The sequence below is a fragment of the Psychrobacillus faecigallinarum genome (assembly GCF_014836595.1).
In the GTDB taxonomy this organism is placed as follows: Bacteria; Bacillota; Bacilli; order Bacillales_A; family Planococcaceae; genus Psychrobacillus; species Psychrobacillus faecigallinarum.
The window spans coordinates 111603-129460 of the sequence record NZ_JACSQO010000004.1 but is presented as its reverse complement, the minus strand read 5'-3'; the positions used below and the strand labels follow the sequence as shown (position 1 = coordinate 129460).

Annotated in this window: 20 protein-coding genes; 4 read left to right on the top strand and 16 right to left on the bottom strand. The window is 36.2% G+C overall.

Features of this window, described 5'->3' with window-relative positions; translation table 11 throughout:
* Window positions 1–116: 116 nt before the first annotated feature.
* The 4 genes from H9650_RS09950 to H9650_RS09935 form a co-directional block, all read right to left on the bottom strand.
* Window positions 117–527, bottom strand: a complete 411-nt coding sequence (locus tag H9650_RS09950; RefSeq protein WP_191697092.1) for a GNAT family N-acetyltransferase — start codon at window positions 525–527, stop codon at window positions 117–119.
* A 3-nt stretch (window positions 528–530) separates the two neighbouring features.
* Window positions 531–1580: a serine hydrolase domain-containing protein gene (locus H9650_RS09945; RefSeq protein ID WP_191697091.1), complete on the bottom strand. Its 1050-nt coding sequence runs from the start codon at window positions 1578–1580 to the stop codon at window positions 531–533.
* A gap of 128 nt (window positions 1581–1708) precedes the next feature.
* A complete protein-coding gene (acnA, locus tag H9650_RS09940; protein ID WP_191697090.1) occupies window positions 1709–4417 on the bottom strand; it encodes an aconitate hydratase AcnA in 2709 nt (902 codons plus the stop codon).
* 122 nt (window positions 4418–4539) lie between these two features.
* Window positions 4540–5037: a DinB family protein gene (locus H9650_RS09935; protein WP_191697089.1), complete on the bottom strand. Its 498-nt coding sequence runs from the start codon at window positions 5035–5037 to the stop codon at window positions 4540–4542.
* Between the two features lie 1298 nt (window positions 5038–6335).
* Between H9650_RS09935 and H9650_RS09930 the strand changes: the two genes are divergently transcribed.
* Window positions 6336–6584 (top strand): GlsB/YeaQ/YmgE family stress response membrane protein, encoded by a 249-nt coding sequence (locus H9650_RS09930; RefSeq protein ID WP_144536478.1) that lies wholly within the window; start codon window positions 6336–6338, stop codon window positions 6582–6584.
* A 108-nt stretch (window positions 6585–6692) separates the two neighbouring features.
* On the opposite strand, the gene H9650_RS09925 is transcribed toward H9650_RS09930, so the two are convergent.
* Together H9650_RS09925 and H9650_RS09920 are read right to left on the bottom strand one after the other, a co-directional pair.
* On the bottom strand, window positions 6693–7364 hold the full coding sequence (locus H9650_RS09925; RefSeq protein WP_151109881.1) for a lytic transglycosylase domain-containing protein: 672 nt from the start codon (window positions 7362–7364) through the stop codon (window positions 6693–6695).
* Complete coding sequence (locus H9650_RS09920) at window positions 7354–7728, bottom strand: EAL domain-containing protein (protein ID WP_318245409.1); 375 nt, start codon at window positions 7726–7728, stop codon at window positions 7354–7356. Before H9650_RS09920 ends, H9650_RS09925 begins: the two co-directional genes overlap by 11 nt.
* Before the next feature lie 640 nt (window positions 7729–8368).
* On the opposite strand from H9650_RS09920, the gene mscL reads away from it, so the two are divergent.
* Window positions 8369–8746, top strand: a complete 378-nt coding sequence (gene mscL, locus H9650_RS09915; protein WP_151109885.1) for a large conductance mechanosensitive channel protein MscL — start codon at window positions 8369–8371, stop codon at window positions 8744–8746.
* A 139-nt stretch (window positions 8747–8885) separates the two neighbouring features.
* Here the strand turns inward: mscL and H9650_RS09910 are convergent, their stop codons facing one another.
* The 4 genes from H9650_RS09910 to H9650_RS09895 form a co-directional block, all read right to left on the bottom strand.
* Window positions 8886–9476 carry an SCO family protein gene (locus H9650_RS09910; protein ID WP_144536482.1) on the bottom strand — a complete coding sequence of 197 codons (591 nt, stop codon included), beginning with the start codon at window positions 9474–9476 and terminating at the stop codon, window positions 8886–8888.
* Window positions 9477–9566: 90 nt separating this feature from the next.
* Window positions 9567–9695 carry a YvrJ family protein gene (locus tag H9650_RS09905; protein WP_144536483.1) on the bottom strand — a complete coding sequence of 43 codons (129 nt, stop codon included), beginning with the start codon at window positions 9693–9695 and terminating at the stop codon, window positions 9567–9569.
* 365 nt (window positions 9696–10060) lie between these two features.
* Window positions 10061–10273 (bottom strand): DUF2922 domain-containing protein, encoded by a 213-nt coding sequence (locus tag H9650_RS09900; protein WP_151109887.1) that lies wholly within the window; start codon window positions 10271–10273, stop codon window positions 10061–10063.
* 19 nt (window positions 10274–10292) lie between these two features.
* A complete protein-coding gene (locus H9650_RS09895; RefSeq protein ID WP_151109889.1) occupies window positions 10293–10508 on the bottom strand; it encodes a DUF1659 domain-containing protein in 216 nt (71 codons plus the stop codon).
* Window positions 10509–10624: 116 nt separating this feature from the next.
* On the opposite strand from H9650_RS09895, the gene H9650_RS09890 reads away from it, so the two are divergent.
* Window positions 10625–11086, top strand: coding sequence for a DUF2621 family protein (locus H9650_RS09890; RefSeq protein ID WP_144536487.1), 462 nt, complete (start codon window positions 10625–10627; stop codon window positions 11084–11086).
* Between the two features lie 13 nt (window positions 11087–11099).
* Here the strand turns inward: H9650_RS09890 and H9650_RS09885 are convergent, their stop codons facing one another.
* From H9650_RS09885 to H9650_RS09865, 5 genes are all read right to left on the bottom strand, one after another.
* Window positions 11100–11585: a CcdC family protein gene (locus tag H9650_RS09885; protein ID WP_151109891.1), complete on the bottom strand. Its 486-nt coding sequence runs from the start codon at window positions 11583–11585 to the stop codon at window positions 11100–11102.
* A 40-nt stretch (window positions 11586–11625) separates the two neighbouring features.
* Window positions 11626–11991 carry a response regulator gene (locus H9650_RS09880; protein WP_151109893.1) on the bottom strand — a complete coding sequence of 122 codons (366 nt, stop codon included), beginning with the start codon at window positions 11989–11991 and terminating at the stop codon, window positions 11626–11628.
* A 16-nt stretch (window positions 11992–12007) separates the two neighbouring features.
* Window positions 12008–12718: a cytochrome c biogenesis CcdA family protein gene (locus tag H9650_RS09875; RefSeq protein WP_144536493.1), complete on the bottom strand. Its 711-nt coding sequence runs from the start codon at window positions 12716–12718 to the stop codon at window positions 12008–12010.
* Window positions 12719–12808: 90 nt separating this feature from the next.
* Window positions 12809–14593 (bottom strand): ABC transporter ATP-binding protein, encoded by a 1785-nt coding sequence (locus H9650_RS09870; protein WP_151109895.1) that lies wholly within the window; start codon window positions 14591–14593, stop codon window positions 12809–12811.
* Window positions 14593–16347 carry an ABC transporter ATP-binding protein gene (locus tag H9650_RS09865; protein WP_154310843.1) on the bottom strand — a complete coding sequence of 585 codons (1755 nt, stop codon included), beginning with the start codon at window positions 16345–16347 and terminating at the stop codon, window positions 14593–14595. Before H9650_RS09865 ends, H9650_RS09870 begins: the two co-directional genes overlap by 1 nt.
* Before the next feature lie 193 nt (window positions 16348–16540).
* Between H9650_RS09865 and H9650_RS09860 the strand changes: the two genes are divergently transcribed.
* Window positions 16541–17287, top strand: coding sequence for an SDR family NAD(P)-dependent oxidoreductase (locus H9650_RS09860; RefSeq protein ID WP_144536499.1), 747 nt, complete (start codon window positions 16541–16543; stop codon window positions 17285–17287).
* A 171-nt stretch (window positions 17288–17458) separates the two neighbouring features.
* On the opposite strand, the gene H9650_RS09855 is transcribed toward H9650_RS09860, so the two are convergent.
* Window positions 17459–17836, bottom strand: a complete 378-nt coding sequence (locus H9650_RS09855; protein ID WP_151109899.1) for a GNAT family N-acetyltransferase — start codon at window positions 17834–17836, stop codon at window positions 17459–17461.
* Window positions 17837–17858: the final 22 nt, after the last annotated feature.

Below are 17858 nucleotides of genomic sequence, written 5' to 3'. Positions count from 1 at the left end.
TGATGAATATTAAATCGCTATGATTATATTTATTCATTTGCTTTTTCAAGTAAAAAAATGCTTACATTTTAAGTGAAAGTATTATTAATTAGTAAACACAAACCGTAATCAAGCACTCATTTAAAAATCCACGTATTAAACCCATCAACTTGTTCTTGTAGTTTCCAATCCATCTTGTAATAATATTGGTTAAATTTTGATTCAATTGGACATAGAGCTACGATTGGCGCGTCATTTATAAAGAGAAGCATCTTTTTTAAAACGCCTTTACCACGATACTTTGAACTTACAGCAAATTGATAAAGTGAAATGGTATTGGCTGTTTTTCTTCGATAAAAACGAATTGCTCCCACAACATGCCCATTTTCTATAGCTAGTATCATTTGGTTCCTTCTAATAGCAGCTTGAGTTCCAAGAGGGCATAAAAACTCTTCTGAATATATCTCGCTACTATCGGGATTTAAGTTTTCTTTGAAGAAAGCTATTACATTAGATATAGAAGCTGGTTTAGCTAGTAAGATATGCATTTTTTACCCCTTCAATTGGCTCAGAAAAGAGTTATATATTTCTCCGATGATTCCTTCCAGTTGATGTACCCCTAGTTCTGCATTTGTCATTATGACAGCACCTTTCTCCAAATATGGGTATGCTACCATCATACATTGAAAGCCTACTCCCCATCCAAGTGATGAGATTTCCAGTTGGTTCTCAGATTCCTCAAGAAATACACCAAGTCCTGCCCATTTTTTTCTTCCTTGTGAACTAATTAACTCCTTTGCTGCTATAGCAGAGATACCTGTTTTACTTTCACCTTTCAAAGCATTCATTAATTCTTGGACTAATTTGGCTATATTTTCAGAGGTTGTCCATAATCCAGAAGCAGCTGGATATGGATATAAAGGATACTTTTCATTCACTACTTCTCCGTTTTTGTTATGACCACACGAAATGTTTTCTTCACTCATACTTGCTGCTGTCATAGCATAGTTACTATTCTCCATTTCTAATGGTGTAAATATATGCTCAGTCATAACTTGGATGAATGATTTTTTCATTGAGTCTTCAATTACTTGCTGAATTATACAGTAGCTAGCATCTGAATAATGAAATTCACTTTCAGGTTCATATGTGACTTCAATTGGGCAATTATTATAGGGCGTTTTTCCTTCTAGTAATTCCACCATTGTTGGAGTGCCATTACTTGCAACATGCTCTGGAAAACTATTGATAGGATCTACAATTCCAGATTGATGGCTAAGTAAGTTTCTTAAAGTTACTCTTTTTAAGTTAGTAAAATCATTCTCTGGGATATTCCAAGATATAAGTTTCTCGTTAACATTTTCATCTAAATCTAAATCCCCTTGTTGGACGAGTTTTATAACCAACATTCCAGTTAGAAACTTACTAATAGAACAAGCGTTAAAAAGAGACTTCTCGTTGATAGCTCTTCTGCTTCCCACCTCTAAAACCCCTTGGTTTATGCATGCACTGATTTGTCCCTGATCAATTAATGTAATACTTACTCCTGGCACCTTATAGTAATGCATTCGATCTGCCAGATGAAAGTTTTTTAGTCTCATGTAATTTCCTCCTACAACTCGTTATCTATATATTAACACGAATGTATGTTCTTGTAACGAATATTTCGTTAATTTACACAAAAAAAGAGCCCTAAATCATATAAGATTTAGGGCCCCGTTTCTATCTATTATGCTTCTAGCATTTTGTTACGTAACACCATTTGAAGGATACCGCCATGACGGTAGTAATCTACCTCAACCTCTGAGTCGAAACGAGCAAGCACATTGAATTCTTTTACAGAACCATCTTCTGCTTTAGCTGTTACTTTCAGGATATCACGAGGTTTAACTCCTTCAGCAATATTCACACTAATTTCTTCTTTACCAGTTAAGCCTAATGTTTCAGCATTTTCACCTGGTAAGAAATTAAGAGGTAAAACACCCATCATCACAAGATTTGAACGGTGAATACGCTCAAAGCTTTCCGTAATTACTGCTTTAATGCCTAAAAGATTCGTTCCTTTAGCTGCCCAGTCACGAGATGATCCCATACCATAATCTTTTCCGCCAATTACTACTAAACCAGTACCTTCTTCTTGATACTTCATAGCAGCATCATAGATGGACATGATTTCGCCTGTTGGCCAGTAAGTAGTATATCCACCTTCTGTGCCAGGAGCTACTTGGTTACGAATACGAATATTTGCAAATGTACCGCGCATCATTACTTCATGGTTACCACGACGAGAACCATATGAGTTGAAGTCACGTACTTCTACACCATTTTCACGTAAGTATTTACCTGCAGGTGTATCTTTACCAATTGCACCAGCCGGTGAAATGTGGTCAGTAGTAATAGAGTCACCAAATTTGGCTACTATGCGAAGACCATCAAGTGATTCAATTTGACCAGGTTCCTTAGATAATCCTTGGAAGAATGGTGGGTTTTGAATATAAGTTGATTTGTCATCAAATGAATATAGTGATTCTGTAGAAGTTTCAATTGCATTCCAAGCTTCGTTTTCATCGAATACACGTGCATATTCCTTTTGGAATAGTTCACGAGTAACCACTTTAGAAAGTACTTGGTTAACTTCTTCAGTAGATGGCCAAATATCAGCAAAGAATACTTCGTTGCCATCTTGGTCTTTACCAAATGAATCTTTTTGTAGGTCAATATCTACAGTTCCAGCAAGAGCATAAGCCACAACTAATGGTGGTGAAGCCAAGTAGTTAGCTTTTACTAATGGATGCACACGACCTTCAAAGTTACGGTTACCAGAAAGCACAGAAGTTACGAATAAATCTTCGTCAATAATCGCTTTCTCGATTTCAGGCAACAATGGACCAGAGTTACCGATACATGTAGTACAACCATAACCAACTGTGTTGAATCCAATTTCATCAAGGAATTTGTCTAGTCCTGAATCTTGTAAATAACCAGTAACTACCTTAGAACCTGGTGCTAATGATGTTTTTACATATGCAGGTACTTTCAATCCTTTTTCTACAGCTTTTTTCGCAACTAAACCAGCTGCTAGCATAACGTATGGGTTAGATGTGTTTGTACAAGAAGTGATTGCAGCAATTGCAACAGCACCAGTTGGCATAACAACATCTCTGTCTTCAAATTTTACAGTTGCAGATTTAGCAAACTCTTTTTCTGATAATCCGAAGCCTTGTGTACCTTGAGGAGCAACTACTGCTTCACGGTAACGAGATTTCATATCAGTAAGGGGAATTAAATCTTGTGGACGTTTTGGTCCTGAAAGATTTGCTTGGATTGCACCAAGGTCAATTTCAATAACATCTGTGTATACAGGCTCTAAAGTTGGATCAAAGAACATGTCGTTTGCTTTTAAGTAAGCTTCAACAACTGCAATATGTTCTTCTTCACGGCCAGTTAGACGCAAGTATTCAAGTGATTCCTCATCGATAGCGAAGTAACCACAAGTAGCACCATACTCAGGAGCCATGTTAGCAATAGTTGCACGGTCAGCAAGTGGTAATTTAGATACTCCAGGGCCGAAGAATTCAACAAATTTACCAACAACACCACGTTGACGAAGTACTTGAGTAACTTTAAGCGCTAAGTCAGTAGCAGTCGTTCCGTTTGGAAGATCTCCTATTAATTTCACTCCGATAACTTCAGGAATTGGGAAGTATGAAGGTTGACCAAGCATTCCTGCCTCAGCCTCAATACCACCTACACCCCATCCAAGTACACCAAGACCATTGATCATTGTTGTATGTGAGTCAGTACCTACTACTGAGTCTGGGAATGTTTCTAATGTACCGTCAGTTGTTTCGTTTACGTGTACGATTGGCGCTAGGTACTCTAAGTTAACTTGGTGAACGATACCAGTTGCTGGAGGTACAGCACGGAAGTTATCGTATGCTGTTTGAGCCCATTTTAAGAAGTTGTAACGCTCTGCATTACGTTCGAACTCAAGATCCATATTAGCTTGTAAAGCTGAAGCAGTACCATATTTATCTACTTGTACTGAGTGATCGATTACAAGGTCAACTGGAATAGCAGGGTTAATTTTGTCCGGATTACCGCCCATTTCGTTCATCGCAGAACGTAATGCTGCTAAATCAACTACTACTGGTACTCCTGTGAAATCTTGTAGTACAACTCGAGAAGGTTTAAATGGAACTTCTGCTTCTGGGTCTGCATCTTTACCCCATTTTGCTAATTGTTCTACATGTTCATCTTTAATAACATATCCATCATGTTGACGTAGCACAGACTCTAGCAATACTTTAATTGAGTATGGTAGACGTGAAACGTTTGCAATTCCTGCTTCTTCTAGAGCTGCTAAACGATAATAAGTATATTCTTTTCCATTTAGCGTGAAAGAAGTACGGCTATTGTATAAGCTATCTTTTGCCATTAGTAATCCTCCTAATATCTATTGAAAAGACTCTATTCAAGTAACTTTTCTCCATAACTAATCATAACTTATCTCTATTGATAAGTAAATTACATTAAAATTATTATAAGTAATAATTAATTCTAATGACCTTTTATCTTTTTGATTGTTTTCTCTAATTGCTTCAAATGACGTTTTTCATGTAATCCTACGAATGGAAACCACTGCACAAGTGGTACTTGTCCAAATAAAGGATGCTTTAATGATTTTTTTTGAAATACCTGATATTCATTATCAGCATATACTTTTAATAATTCCATTCTTGCCTCATGCAATTTATTTTTCATCACCTCTTTTGTCTCATAATCAGGCTTTGGCACTGTATGTTTAGGTGCCTTTACTTTGATCAATCGGAAAGTCGAAACCCCAATAGGCTTCTTTTTCACTTGTGGGCTTTGAGGATTGGCAAGTTCAGCCTTTATTCCTTTTACAATGGTATTCTCCATCTTAACTAAGTGTTCCATAATTTCCTTTGGCGACCAAGCATTATTATCAGGTTTTTTATTAAATTCTTCCTCTGTTAAGGAATCTACCAGACGGAATAGATCCGCTCGAATTTCATTATTTTTTTCTAAAAACATTTTATACCTCCACTAAGCTTTGTTTACATATCTTTTAACTTATACCCATTTCCCTAGTAATACAATCTAAATTTCACAACATATTCTTATTTAGTTTATACTTAGATACGATTTTCACAATTCCAATTTATATGAAAAGACATGGATGTTCTTTCCAGGAAATTTGATAATTATCCAAGGTTGATAAAATCACTATAAATAACTCAAATTTAATAATTAAAATTTGTCACGAAGCATGGTTTACTCCGCTCGATTTAAAACTAGACAACTCTTAGTCCTTTATCTTATCGTATTAAGCAAATAAAAAAGCAGAGAAACAAGATTTCTCTACTTTAGGTTTATTAAAATTTAAAATTATAAATTATTTATTTAATGAAAGGAACTAAATTCGATAATAATATCCAAGATGAGGATTGTATGAAATATAGCAAACCAAATTGCTTGTTTATTTAGCTTTTTTGTTTGTTTTTTATCCATTTCTTAATCGCTCCTTTTTAGATTGTAATTTTCCATTTGAGTTTATCTCAGAGCTTTAACAATAAAAACGAACATTTATCAATTTGTTGCTAGATAAAAATACGCAACGATATTAGCGATTGACTGAGACTGGAGACATTACAAAAGTAATAATGGAAAAAGGTATAATATTTTGCCCTTAACCTGATTAATAAAAGAAAACGCTTGGAACAGAAATCAATAAACCTTATCGATTTAATAGTATATATTTGATTTCTACCCACATTATTCATGTTTTTTATTTGAATAAGCTCTTTTAAAATGGTTAATCTAAGTGAGAATTTTATCAAACTCATCCATACTTATATTAGAGGTATTGTTTTTCATACTTATGGGTTTTTGATTGTAGTGGCCTTTATTGCATACAACTGTATCTTAAAGGGCTAAAACCTGAGCAACCGATCTAAAATAATATAGAAGTCTTGCTCCATTTGATTTGAATGGAAAAGAGAAGCAATTCATTCTAGGTAAATTAGTAGTACTACAAAATATTCTTGATATGAGGGTAAGAACATTTGGTAATTTTAAGATTTATTTAGTCAGTTTATGCAAGTTTATATGCAGTAGGCAAACAATCTTAGAAGCTCATAATTCTAGATTGTCTACAGTAGCGTATGAAGATGGAGCTTCAAGTTTTATCGAGGTTGGAGACCATGGGCGGTAATTATTTAAATATTCCTTAAGTGCGAATTTTTTTAAATTAATTAGGTATGTTTAGTTTCTGTTGAAGTTGGTTATATAAAGAGTGTACAAGATAACAATTATTTGAGGAGATGAAGACAATGGGACTAATTTTATACTTAATCATCGGTGGGATCATCGGTTGGCTAGCAGGATTAATTCTTGGTAAAGATATACCTGGAGGAATTATAGGTAATATTGTAGCAGGTATTATCGGGGCATGGATCGGTGGAATGATTTTCCCTGACTTGGGTCCAGTTATTTGGGATATGGCAATTATTCCTGCATTAATCGGAGCAATTATTTTAGTAGCAATTTTAAGTTTGATTTTAAAGAGTATGCGTAAGTAATCAAAAAAATTATACGTACACCAAAAAGGGACGACTATATCATAGTCAGTCCCTTTTTCATTGTATTTGTTGAAGTGAAAGCTAAATGCTATTCACCGTTAGAAGTTCTTATAGTCCATCCTGAACGGTAGCAGTTTGGAGTGTGGCAAGCTGTTTTTCATAAAGATGATAAAAGTGGAGCACGTCCTCCACATATTTATTGCTACGGTTATAGTTAAAAATGGCTTTTTCAATTTCACCATCTGCTGCACCGCTTGCTGCCAAGTAATTAGCAGCACTGTAGATAGCGTCCTCTAAGTCAAAAGGATCCGCATAACCATCTCCATTTGCATCTATACCATATCCTCCATATTGGGCTATTACTGCAGGGTTTATTTTATCCTCTTCAGGTATTTCTCCTAAACCAAGTCCACCACAGCTAGGATGCGACCACCCAACAAAGGTACATGGCATAAATTGCATATGGCCCTCTGCCCCCACTGGTGATAACAAAGGATCCATAGTAGAAAACTTGGTTTCGATTCGATGGTGTGCAGCGAGAAGAGTCCAAGGAATCCCATATTCATCCGCAGCATCTTTATAAATTGGTATGTATTCCCCTGGAACATCTATCTTTGTCGTTGACTTTTGAATAGATGTCGCCCATTCCTGGACAGCAGGTATTTTACGAAGCTCCTGCCAGCTCACTATTAACAGAACATATACTGTGATCGTTACTGGCAACAAGAGGATAATACTCCACAGCTTCCATTTATATGATTTTTGTTTCTTAGATGTCATTCTTAAAAGCCACCTTTTCATTACTTGCTTCAGAATACTCCTTCAATAAATGGTTTAAAGTTAACGCCTTATTGAAGAAATAGCTTTGGAGGTAATGGCAATCTAAATTCTTTAAGCAACAAACCTGATAAGGGTCTTCTACTCCCTCGGCTAAGATTTTCACCTCCAAGTTATGAGCTAAAGAAAGGATGGATTGAACGATTGCCCTTGTTTTAGATTTATGTATCTCTTGTGTGAAGCTTTGGTCAATATTAATAATATTCCCCGGAAGCTGTTCAAGATGTTTAAAATAAGAGTAGCCTGTGCCAAAATCATCCATGGCAATTTGAAATCCGAATTCCTTTAATTCCTGAAGGAATCTGATGACAAAGTATATTCCATAATAATTGAGTCTGTGATTTCCAATACAATCTTGTTTGGGGAGATATTGGTCTCATGCAGTATTAGCTTTGTACGCTAAATATAATCCTGTTGATAAAATTGTCTAGCTGAAACATTTATGCTAAAAAGTAATTTTTTACCTAAAGATTTCTCTATAACAAGAAATTCTCACATGTTTCTCTTAATACAAAGTCACCATTCTAGATTATTAATCCACTTTATCAGCTAGTGAAATAAATTCTCCTAGAGAAACAAAATTACCTTCATATCTCTACCCTAGCAATGATTCTACTCTAATAATCTCACTAGTACTAGTTGAAATTTGTGGATGAAAATTTTAAAAAAGCTCGTTGTTAAGCACCCTATTAACAAGAATTGAAAGTTCTATATGGTAAGGAATATGCTTTAATACACCTAATTTCTTAACTTCACGTATATATTAATACATTCTAAAGGATAGAGCTCTATATGTTTTCTTTAAGTTCATGGGTGCCCCCACCCTACCTAGCCATTTCTCTAAGAAAACAATAGCACAAATTGACAATAACTGCATAAAAAATTGCGAACTTTCTATTTAAAATATATACTATTTTGGATATTCAATAACGGGAGGTGAAAATTTTATGTGGAAGGACTTTAAAGAATTTGCATTCAAGGGTAATGTATTAGACCTTGCAGTTGCCGTAGTAATCGGAGCTGCTTTTGGAAACATCGTTACATCATTAGTAGAAAATATCATCACTCCTTTAGTAGGAATACTGTTAGGAGATATAGATTTTACTAGTATTAAATTAGGAGAACTCCTAATTGGAAATTTTCTTCAATCAGTCTTCAATTTTTTAGTGATTGCATTTTCTATTTTCATATTTATAAGATTACTATCTAGATTTAAACGTAAAGAAGACGTAGTTGCAGCTACACAAGATGCTCCTCCTGTGGACTCAAAGGAAGTATTGTTGGAAGAAATTAGAGATTTACTAAAAAAACAAGCAAACAATTGATATACATAAGTTTCTCTTCCAGGTAAAACGAATTTCCGGCAGTAAAAGTAGTCAAAAAAATACCCCGTAAATATTAGTTTAGGAACTAATATTTACGGGATAATTTATTATTTACAGACTTTTTTCGAGAAACAGCTTATTATTGGCCTTCTTTAATTAAAGTTTCGATATCGATTACTATTTCTTCTTTTGGCACTTCTTTAACCCCGCCGTAGTTTTTTACAGCTACTCCATTTTGATCGACTAAATAAAAGGAAGATCCGTGAATCACTTGGTCATCGTTTGGATTGTTGCGAACAAGTGCTTTAAATGATTTTTCAGCAAACTGTGAGATATACTCTTGAGAATATCCAGTTAAAAGCTCCCATTTACTTTCATCTGGCACCTCATACAATTCCAGATATTCTTTTAATACTTCAGGTGAATCTACATCCGGATCTACGCTGAAAGCCACAATTTTATAATCCTCAATACCTTTTTCCTCTAACATTCCTTGTATTTCTGTAAGGTTAAAGGTCATTGGAGGACAGACCGTAGTACAATTAGTAAAAATAAAAGTAGCTAACCAAACGGTTCCTTTTAAATCATCTAATGATACCTCTTCGCCACGCTGATTATCAAAAGCAAAATCTTCTATCTCCCAGTTAGTTTGGGCTTTAAAATCACTGCTGCCACATCCTGCGAGGACCAATATACTTATTGTTAACATAACTAATAATTTCTTCATCATATGACCCCTTTATAACATCATAGCCTAATCTTATAGAAAGAAAATAATTCATTCAACTACTCTGTCTCAGATATTTCAACAGTTTTGTGTCTACACTTTACTTAAGGACAACAGTGCGTTTTTTATTTCTTCAAGCTTGCTCTCAACTCTGTGCATTAAATAGAACGAGACAAAGATGGGAAAGCCTATATCTTGAATAACCATTAGCCACTGCTCCATCGGATATCCTCCTTCCTAGTAACTTTTAGAAAATACATATTCGTACCATAACAAAGATAGGTTTTAATACACACCTCAGAAATGTCACAAAGCTTGTGAAATTACTAAAGAGCTATGAAATATAGGTCACCTCCTTTATGTCACATTTAGGGACCACAAATCTACACAAGCATTTGGAAAAATGTATATTTTCTCTGTTGCTTTCAAAAAGGCCCTCCTAAGGAGAGCCTAATGTTTAGAAAAGTAATAATGACGAACTTGTTCCCTATCAACTGTTTCGAATCTTTAAATGACAACAAATTATACGTGAGCTATGGACAAAGATATATGTCTGCAATCTAAGCTCGGGCTAGTTAGCATATTTGCTAGATTATTTCATTAACGTTTCGATTTACTACCTTCGCGCTTTTGATCGAGGTTAAACTAAAGCTTTCTGCATGAAAAGCATCACTAGTAATAATAGCTTGCATTCCAGCTTCAATTTCGTTTCGAGTCAGGTTTTCACGAGGGTCATCAACGCTCAAAAGTACTGCTTTTCCGTTTGACGATTCAAATTGCATTTGTAAAGTTTTAGCCATGATTATTCCTCCTTATTTTTTAGTTAAGATTAGATGTTTGTATTTTCTCTGCCCCCACAAATGGGCTAGTAGAAAATCCCGAAAGAATTGTTACCGCTGCTTCTAGCTGGTCTGCGTTTGCATTTGCCTTTACATTGCGATACGTTTTTGACTTTGTTTTCATTTTCCCATCTGTTCCAATTCCTGCTTCAAAAGTTATTCTTAAAACTGATTGTTTATGTGCCAAGTTTGCCATCTGAATCACCTCCTCTCACTCTCTATATAGAAAGTTTTTAGCAGAAAGGATACATTCATGATGAAAATTCTTTTCAAACGCTTTATACTAATAGTTAGAAGAATGAGGTGAATAGATTGTTAGATGGATGGTTTTTATGGTTTATACTTTTTTGGGTTGTTGTCTTAGTAGTTTTAATGGGAATTGGAGGATTCTTCATGTTCCGAAAATTTCTCAAATCTATGCCTAAAAACGATGGTAAATCGGATCTCGACTGGGAAGAGTATTATGTAGATAAAACAATTCACCTTTGGAATGATGAGCAAAAAGCTCTGTTAAATGAGCTGGTTGCTCCGGTTCCTGATTTATTCCGACCTGTAGCCAAACAGAAAATTGCTGGTAAGATTGGTCAGATTGCCATAGAAGAAAATGCTACTGCAATCACACAAGAATTGTTAATTCGTGGATATATTATCGCCACCCCTAAAAGAGATCATAAATTTTTGCGGAAGAAACTCAAGGAATTGGCTGTAGATGTATCTCCTTTTGAAAAGTACTTTGCTTTATCAGAAGACAGAAAAAAAACGAGCACCCCTTAGTGGATGCTCGTTTTTATATTGACTGTTTTTGTATTTTCTTAAACTTTATGAACATTGCTATTCTCCATGGAACAATCATTCCAAATGCTAAAATCCAAAACATTCCACTTAGTGCTCCCACATCTATGCTGGAGCTAAGTATTATCTTCCCTATTAATCGAATAATTAGTAGACCGATTAATATAAAGATAAATGCCTTCGACTGCTTAAGATAGATTTCCCCATCTTTGTATTCGAACTTGGATGTCCATATGAGAATAATGGAAAATAGCATTCCAACTAGTAGTGCTTCGCCAATTTGTGCTAACGTTACTCGAAAGAAAGGAAACACAAACATTAGTGCTCCGGTTGACATAAATAGAGGCGGTAATAAGATTTTTTTTACACTTGCTGGTCGCTTTGCAGATTTTGCTCGCAAGGTCGTCACCAGTACTCCCATACCTAGCGCAATGACCGTAGAAACAATTATCATAACATTGGCCGGAACTATATCAAACATTGGTATTCCCCACATCATATAAATTCTTCATTTAAATTTTTTAAAACACTTCAGTTACATTACGTAACACATTAATAAGCTGATCAGGATCAAAAGGTTTGGTGATAAAATCCTTCGCTCCGTATTCTAAAGCATCTACAATTAGTTTTTGTTGGCCAAGTGCAGTGACCATAACAATCTTCGCATCAGGAAATTCAGTAACGATATGCTTTACAGCTTCGATACCTGTCATTGTCGGCATGGTAACATCCATTGTCACCACATCCGGTTTTAAATTCCTATATTGCTCGATCGCCTCAAGCCCATTAGTGGCTTCACCCACTATCTCAAATTGATGATCTTGTAGCATTCGTTTAATCGTTGTTCGCATGAATACCGCATCATCCACTACTAAAACTGTCGGCATATTATTGCCTCCTTACTTAAAATCCGGTAAAGTCTCCAAAAATAGGGCTTAAAATACGAATTATATAAGTTAATCCGTCGAAAAACAACAAAATTCCTAATGCGATCATAATATAGCCACCGATTTTAACAATCAGGTTACTATTTTTACGAATCCAGTTCAAGCGTGTTATAAAGAACGAAAGGACAAAGAAAGGAATAGCAAAGCCTAATACATATGCGAGCATATACCAAACACCTGACCCAGGGTTAGAACTAGCTAATAGCAATACAGAAGCTAAGATTGGCCCTGTACAAGGTTGCCAGCCTGCTGCAAAAGCCATACCGATTAATGCAGTTCCTATGTAACCAGATGGTTTGTTTTTAAACTGTAATCTTTTCTCCTTCATTAAAAATTCAGGTTTAAAAACGCCGACTACCATTAATCCAAACGCTACGATAAATATAGCACCGACCTGACGTATCAAATCATCGTATTGAATAAAAAATGTTCCTACAAAGGAAGTGGCAAAACCTAATGCAATGAATATGACAGAGAAGCCAAGCAAGAAAAACAAAGTATGAAGCATTCCTCTTTTTTGCATTAGCTTTCTATCGGTTTTAAGTTCTTCTAAAGACATTCCAGTAATATAAGATAGAAATGCGGGATACAACGGTAAAGTACATGGGGAAATAAAGCTTAAAAACCCAGCACCGAACGCCAGTAGTAAATTAACATCTGAACTCACGGCAGTCTTCCTTTCCGAATTACTGTTCCTATCGTATCAAATTTCCCATACTTTTACTCTATTAATGCTTGTGACAGCTTTTTGAATTTTTTATGCTATATCATCTACAACTCCATTTTGTAGCAGGTACATCTTATGATATAACCCTTTTTCATTTAATAATTGCTGATGTGTCCCTCTTTCTACAATCTCTCCATGATGAAGTACAAGTATTAGTTCTGCATCCTGGATTGTACTTAATCGATGGGCAATCGCAATCGTTGTTCTTCCTTTTCGCATATTTTCAAGACTGCTTTGTATCGCTACCTCAGTTTCTGTATCTATATTGGCAGTTGCCTCATCCAAGACGAGGATTTTCGGATTAGTGGCAATTGTTCTTGCGAAGGCAATTAGCTGCCTTTGTCCACTTGAGAATGTAGATCCTCTCTCAGAAACTTTTTGCTTATAACCCTTTGGTAATTTTTCAATAAATTTGTTAGCCTGCACGAACTCCGCAGCATTTCTTACTTCTTCGTCTGTCATATCGGGTGCGTGAAGTCTAATGTTGCTTTCAATGTCTCCATAAAAGAGGAATGGATCCTGTAGCACTAGCCCCAACTTATTTCTAATCTCGGCCATTGGAAACTCTTTAATAGAATGATCATCAATTCTTATATCTCCACGTTCGAACTCATAGAAGCGCATAAGCAAGTTGATAATGGAACTTTTTCCACTTCCAGTGTGTCCAACTAGTGCGACTGTTTGACCTGGCTCAGCTGTGAATGAGATATTTTTCAGCACATCTGTTTTTCCATCATAGGAAAAGGTAACATTTTTAAACTCTATTTTCCCTGACTCAATTTTTGCAGTTTCTTTATTTTGCTGTTCTGGAGTTAGGTCATTTTCATCTAATAGCTTAAATACTCGGGAAGCTGCTACGATTGCTTGTTGAAAAATAGATAATCTCTGCATCACTTGATTGATGGGTTCAAAGAATCTATCAATATATGTGACAAAAGCATAGATAACCCCAACCTCCACAATATTGTTCATAGAAGTGATTCCAAAATAGCTCAGCAAGATAATGATCGCAAGTGCGTAAACCATATCAATTGCAGGGCGTAGTAACAAGCTATCTAATTTAATGTTTTTTCTTCCAGCCTTCCAATGTGAGTTGTTTATATCATTGAACTCATCTTGAAGTCTATCCTCCTGCCTAAACGCTTGAATCATCGTCATCCCTTGTAAGGATTCAGCAAGCTTGGCATTCAATTGACTAAGTCTTTCGCGTAAATCCTGATATACTACCGAACTATATCGACGGTAGGTAACAATAATCACAAATAGAATCGGAAGTAATACAGTTGTTATTAAAGCAAGCTTCACGTTCAATAGGAACATGGCAATATAGACCCCGATGATTAGGAATCCACTTTGTATAAAGCCTACTAGTACGCTCACAAACATATCCTTAATAGCCTCTGTATCATTTGTTACCCTAGATACGATGCTACCGGCAGGCGTTTTATCGAAATAGCGCATTCCTAGTCGATGCACCTTTGAAAAGACGTCTATACGCATTTGCTGTATTATCTTTAAGGCAATTTCCTGGAACTTCAATAATTGAAAGTAACTAACTATAATATTTCCTATTTGAATAAAAATATATCCTAGCGCTAGTCCAACAAGTGGACCCGTTGGGAATATTCTAGGAGTTAAATAATTGTCCATAAAGGTTTTAATCAAGTATGGTCCAAGAATATCTCCCGTCACTGTTAATATTAATAGAAACAAGGCAAGAGTAATCGCTTTTTTATGTGGTTTTAGGTAAGTGAGCAGTCTTTTGAGAACTTGCCATTGGTCTTTTCCTGTAAGCACTGGCTGCTTTTCATTCATCAGACACTACCTCCTTTTTCCACAAGTGTTTCTAGTTGCTGTAATTGATACATTTCATAATACATCCCTTTTAGCCTCATTAACTCCTCATGAGTTCCTTTTTCTAAAATAGTACCTTCATCCATTACAATAATTTGATGAGCGTGCTGAATAGCACTCAAACGATGGGAAGTAATAATCGTTGTTTCATCTGTTCGATTTTTCTTCAGTGCTTCTAATATTGCTTCCTCTGTCCTTGCATCTACTGCAGAAAGAGAATCGTCTAGTATAAGCAATTCAGGCTTCATCATAAGAGCGCGTGCTATGGATATGCGTTGCTTTTGTCCGCCCGATAATGACACGCCACGTTCACCGACAATCGTGTTATAGCCATCTGTGAACTGCAGTATATCCTCATGGATATTTGCTAACTTTGCGGCTTCATATACTTCCTCCATTGTTGCCCCAGCATTTGCAAATGCAATATTGCCCGCAACAGTAGTAGAAAATAAGAAGTGATCCTGTGGCACATAACCGATTGCTTCTCGCAGGTTTCTTTTCTTATATGCATCAATGGAATGATTACCATACATGATTCTTCCCTGATAGCCCTCAAACTCTCTCATAAGCAATTTTAAAATTGCTGTTTTTCCTGAACCTGTCTTTCCAACAATCCCAAGCGTTTCACCTTGTTTAAGGGTAAAATGAATGTCACGAAGGGCAACACGATCATCTCCAGTAAACTTGAACTGTTCGATATCAAAGTGAATATCGCCAGCAGGCTTAATCTCTAAAGCCCCAACATGGTCATCAATTTCGATTTCTTCCTCTAGGATATTTCGAATTCGGTCATAGGAAGCTCTCCCACGTTCAACAATGTTAAACAACCATCCGAAAGCAAGCATCGGCCACACCAATAAGCCTAAATACGAAGTGAATGCAAAGAGGTCTCCTACGCTCATCTCTTCTGCCAATATAAAACGTGTTCCGAACACAATCGATAAGAAAAAACACATTCCAACTACTAAAGAAATCGTAGGGTCAAACAGAGAATCCACTTTCGCAACATGCATATTTTTGTCTACAACTTCTTTAGAAAGGTGAACAAAGTCGTCTGTATCTTCTTTCTCTTGTCCAAAAGTTTTAATAACCTTTACACCTGAAATGCTTTCTTGAGCTTTATCATTTAAATTTGAGAAAGCCTCCTGCGCGAAACGGAAACGTTGGTGTAGCAGCTTCCCATAATAACTAGTAGAGATTGCCATCAACGGTAAAGGAAGCAAAGCAATGATTGTAAGTTTCCAGTTAATCGTAAAAGCCATTGCGGCAATTACAAAACCTCCAGTTGCTAAGGAATCAACCAATGTCAAAACCCCTGAACCCGCAGTTTGCTGCACAGCAGACAAATCATTAGTTGCGTGAGCCATTAAATCTCCAACTCTCTTTTTCTGATAAAAGGAAGGAGCCATTTTGGTGAAATGATGAAATAACTTTTCTCTCAATAATCTTGCGAGATAAATGGAAGAACCGAAAATCATAATTCTCCAATAATACCGCAAAACATACATGCCCAAAGCGGCAGCAGCCAAAATTGCAAGCCATTTTATTAAGAATTCGCTTGTCAGCGTACCCTCATGAATCTCATCAACTACTAAACCAATAATTTTTGGTGGAAAAAGCTGTAAAAATGCTACAAAAAGAAGCATTAAAATACCGAATAAGTATTGCTTTTTCCTTTGTTTAAAATACCAACCCAACTCCAAGAATACTTTCACTTTATTTCCCCCAAATTACAAATTAAGACTTTACTAGTTTAGCAAATGTTTGAACATTACGAAAGATGGGAAAACAAAATAATTCGAAATCTGAAATAATTCCAACGAGCTATATTAGAAGCTTTCGATTACGAAAACACAAAAAAAATAATTATGATACATTTAATAAAAACTACTGAAAGGTGGCATAAGCATGTTCAAAGACAAGGTGGTAATTATAACAGGGGCAGCTCAAGGTATTGGTAGAGGTTTGGCACTGGTATACGCGGAAAAAGGAGCTAATGTGGTTTTGGCCGATATCGACGAAACTCTAGGTAAAGAAACGGAGGTTTCATTGTTACAACAAGGTTACTCCTGCCTTTTTATACAGACAGATGTCCGAATTGAAAAGGATGTCATGAATCTAATGACACAAACTACTAGGAAATTCGGCACCATTGACATTCTAGTTAACAACGCTGGTAAGTTTAAGCCCAGCTCCCCTTATGATTTGTCTTTAGAGGATTGGGATGACATTATCAATACAAATTTACGCAGTGTCTTTCTTTGTTCTAGGGAAGCGGCCAAGGTAATGAGAAACAATGAGCATGGTGGCTCAATTGTGTCGATGGCTTCCACAAGAGCGTTCATGTCAGAGCCCAACTCAGAGTCCTATGCAGCCACAAAAGGCGGAATTATTGCATTAACACATTCTCTTGCCAGCTCGCTAGCTCCTGATCATATTATGGTCAATTGTATATCTCCTGGCTGGATCGAAACTGGGAACTATGACAAATTACGAGCAGTGGATCACAGCCAGCATTTCTCAGGCCGTGTAGGAAAACCTAACGACATTGCAAAGGCTTGTATATATCTGACGGACCCATCAAACGACTTTGTGACAGGTATTAATGTGACCGTTGATGGCGGGATGACGAAAAAAATGATTTACGAGGAGTAAATCAAGAGCAAGGAAGACACAGGGAACGTTCTCTATAAAAAATGTATATTCGAGCTACTTCTCTAGCTATGTACATTGCCTATAGAATTCAAAAAGGCAAAAACAATGCCTCTTATGAGATGCCTCATCGTTTTTGCCTAATTGTTTCACGGGACTAGACGCTTACGCTTTTTAAATAGTTTCTAGGTATTGTTTGCTTAAGACAGGATCCGAATATTTAGCCATTCCTGTCTTTACTTTTCTTAATCGCCATTTTTGATAGAATGCTTCGTCTCCCGTAGTCGATTTCAAATGGACACAGGACACATCTCTTAGCTGATAGAACAAACCCTCCATAATAACATTTGCAATTCCTTGCTTTTGAAAATCTTTATGCACAACTACATCATAGATGGCCGCATTAAATACCCCGTCGGTTAACCCTCTTCCAAAGCCGACAATTTGACCTTTCAATACAGCAATTGAGATCACATTGCTAGCTTCATATATTTGCTGAATGACTTCTTTAGTATGCTTTACCCAGCCTACAGATTGGTATACCTCCTTCATTTCATAAACGAAATCGCTTAAA

Excerpts from the sequence above, each read along its gene's own strand:
- mscL (WP_151109885.1), top strand. The coding sequence starts at position 8,369 with ATGTGGAAGGACTTTAAAGAATTTGCATTCAAGGGTAATGTATTAGAC.
- H9650_RS09885 (WP_151109891.1), bottom strand. The coding sequence starts at position 11,585 with ATGTTTGATATAGTTCCGGCCAATGTTATGATAATTGTTTCTACGGTC.
- H9650_RS09870 (WP_151109895.1), bottom strand. The coding sequence starts at position 14,593 with ATGAATGAAAAGCAGCCAGTGCTTACAGGAAAAGACCAATGGCAAGTT.
- H9650_RS09950 (WP_191697092.1), bottom strand. The coding sequence starts at position 527 with ATGCATATCTTACTAGCTAAACCAGCTTCTATATCTAATGTAATAGCT.
- H9650_RS09945 (WP_191697091.1), bottom strand. The coding sequence starts at position 1,580 with ATGAGACTAAAAAACTTTCATCTGGCAGATCGAATGCATTACTATAAG.
- H9650_RS09905 (WP_144536483.1), bottom strand. The coding sequence starts at position 9,695 with ATGGAGCAGTGGCTAATGGTTATTCAAGATATAGGCTTTCCCATCTTT.
- H9650_RS09860 (WP_144536499.1), top strand. The coding sequence starts at position 16,541 with ATGTTCAAAGACAAGGTGGTAATTATAACAGGGGCAGCTCAAGGTATT.
- H9650_RS09935 (WP_191697089.1), bottom strand. The coding sequence starts at position 5,037 with ATGTTTTTAGAAAAAAATAATGAAATTCGAGCGGATCTATTCCGTCTG.
- H9650_RS09925 (WP_151109881.1), bottom strand. The coding sequence starts at position 7,364 with ATGACATCTAAGAAACAAAAATCATATAAATGGAAGCTGTGGAGTATT.
- H9650_RS09900 (WP_151109887.1), bottom strand. The coding sequence starts at position 10,273 with ATGGCTAAAACTTTACAAATGCAATTTGAATCGTCAAACGGAAAAGCA.
- H9650_RS09855 (WP_151109899.1), bottom strand. The coding sequence starts at position 17,836 with ATGAAGGAGGTATACCAATCTGTAGGCTGGGTAAAGCATACTAAAGAA.
- H9650_RS09880 (WP_151109893.1), bottom strand. The coding sequence starts at position 11,991 with ATGCCGACAGTTTTAGTAGTGGATGATGCGGTATTCATGCGAACAACG.
- H9650_RS09930 (WP_144536478.1), top strand. The coding sequence starts at position 6,336 with ATGGGACTAATTTTATACTTAATCATCGGTGGGATCATCGGTTGGCTA.
- H9650_RS09895 (WP_151109889.1), bottom strand. The coding sequence starts at position 10,508 with ATGGCAAACTTGGCACATAAACAATCAGTTTTAAGAATAACTTTTGAA.
- H9650_RS09910 (WP_144536482.1), bottom strand. The coding sequence starts at position 9,476 with ATGATGAAGAAATTATTAGTTATGTTAACAATAAGTATATTGGTCCTC.
- acnA (WP_191697090.1), bottom strand. The coding sequence starts at position 4,417 with ATGGCAAAAGATAGCTTATACAATAGCCGTACTTCTTTCACGCTAAAT.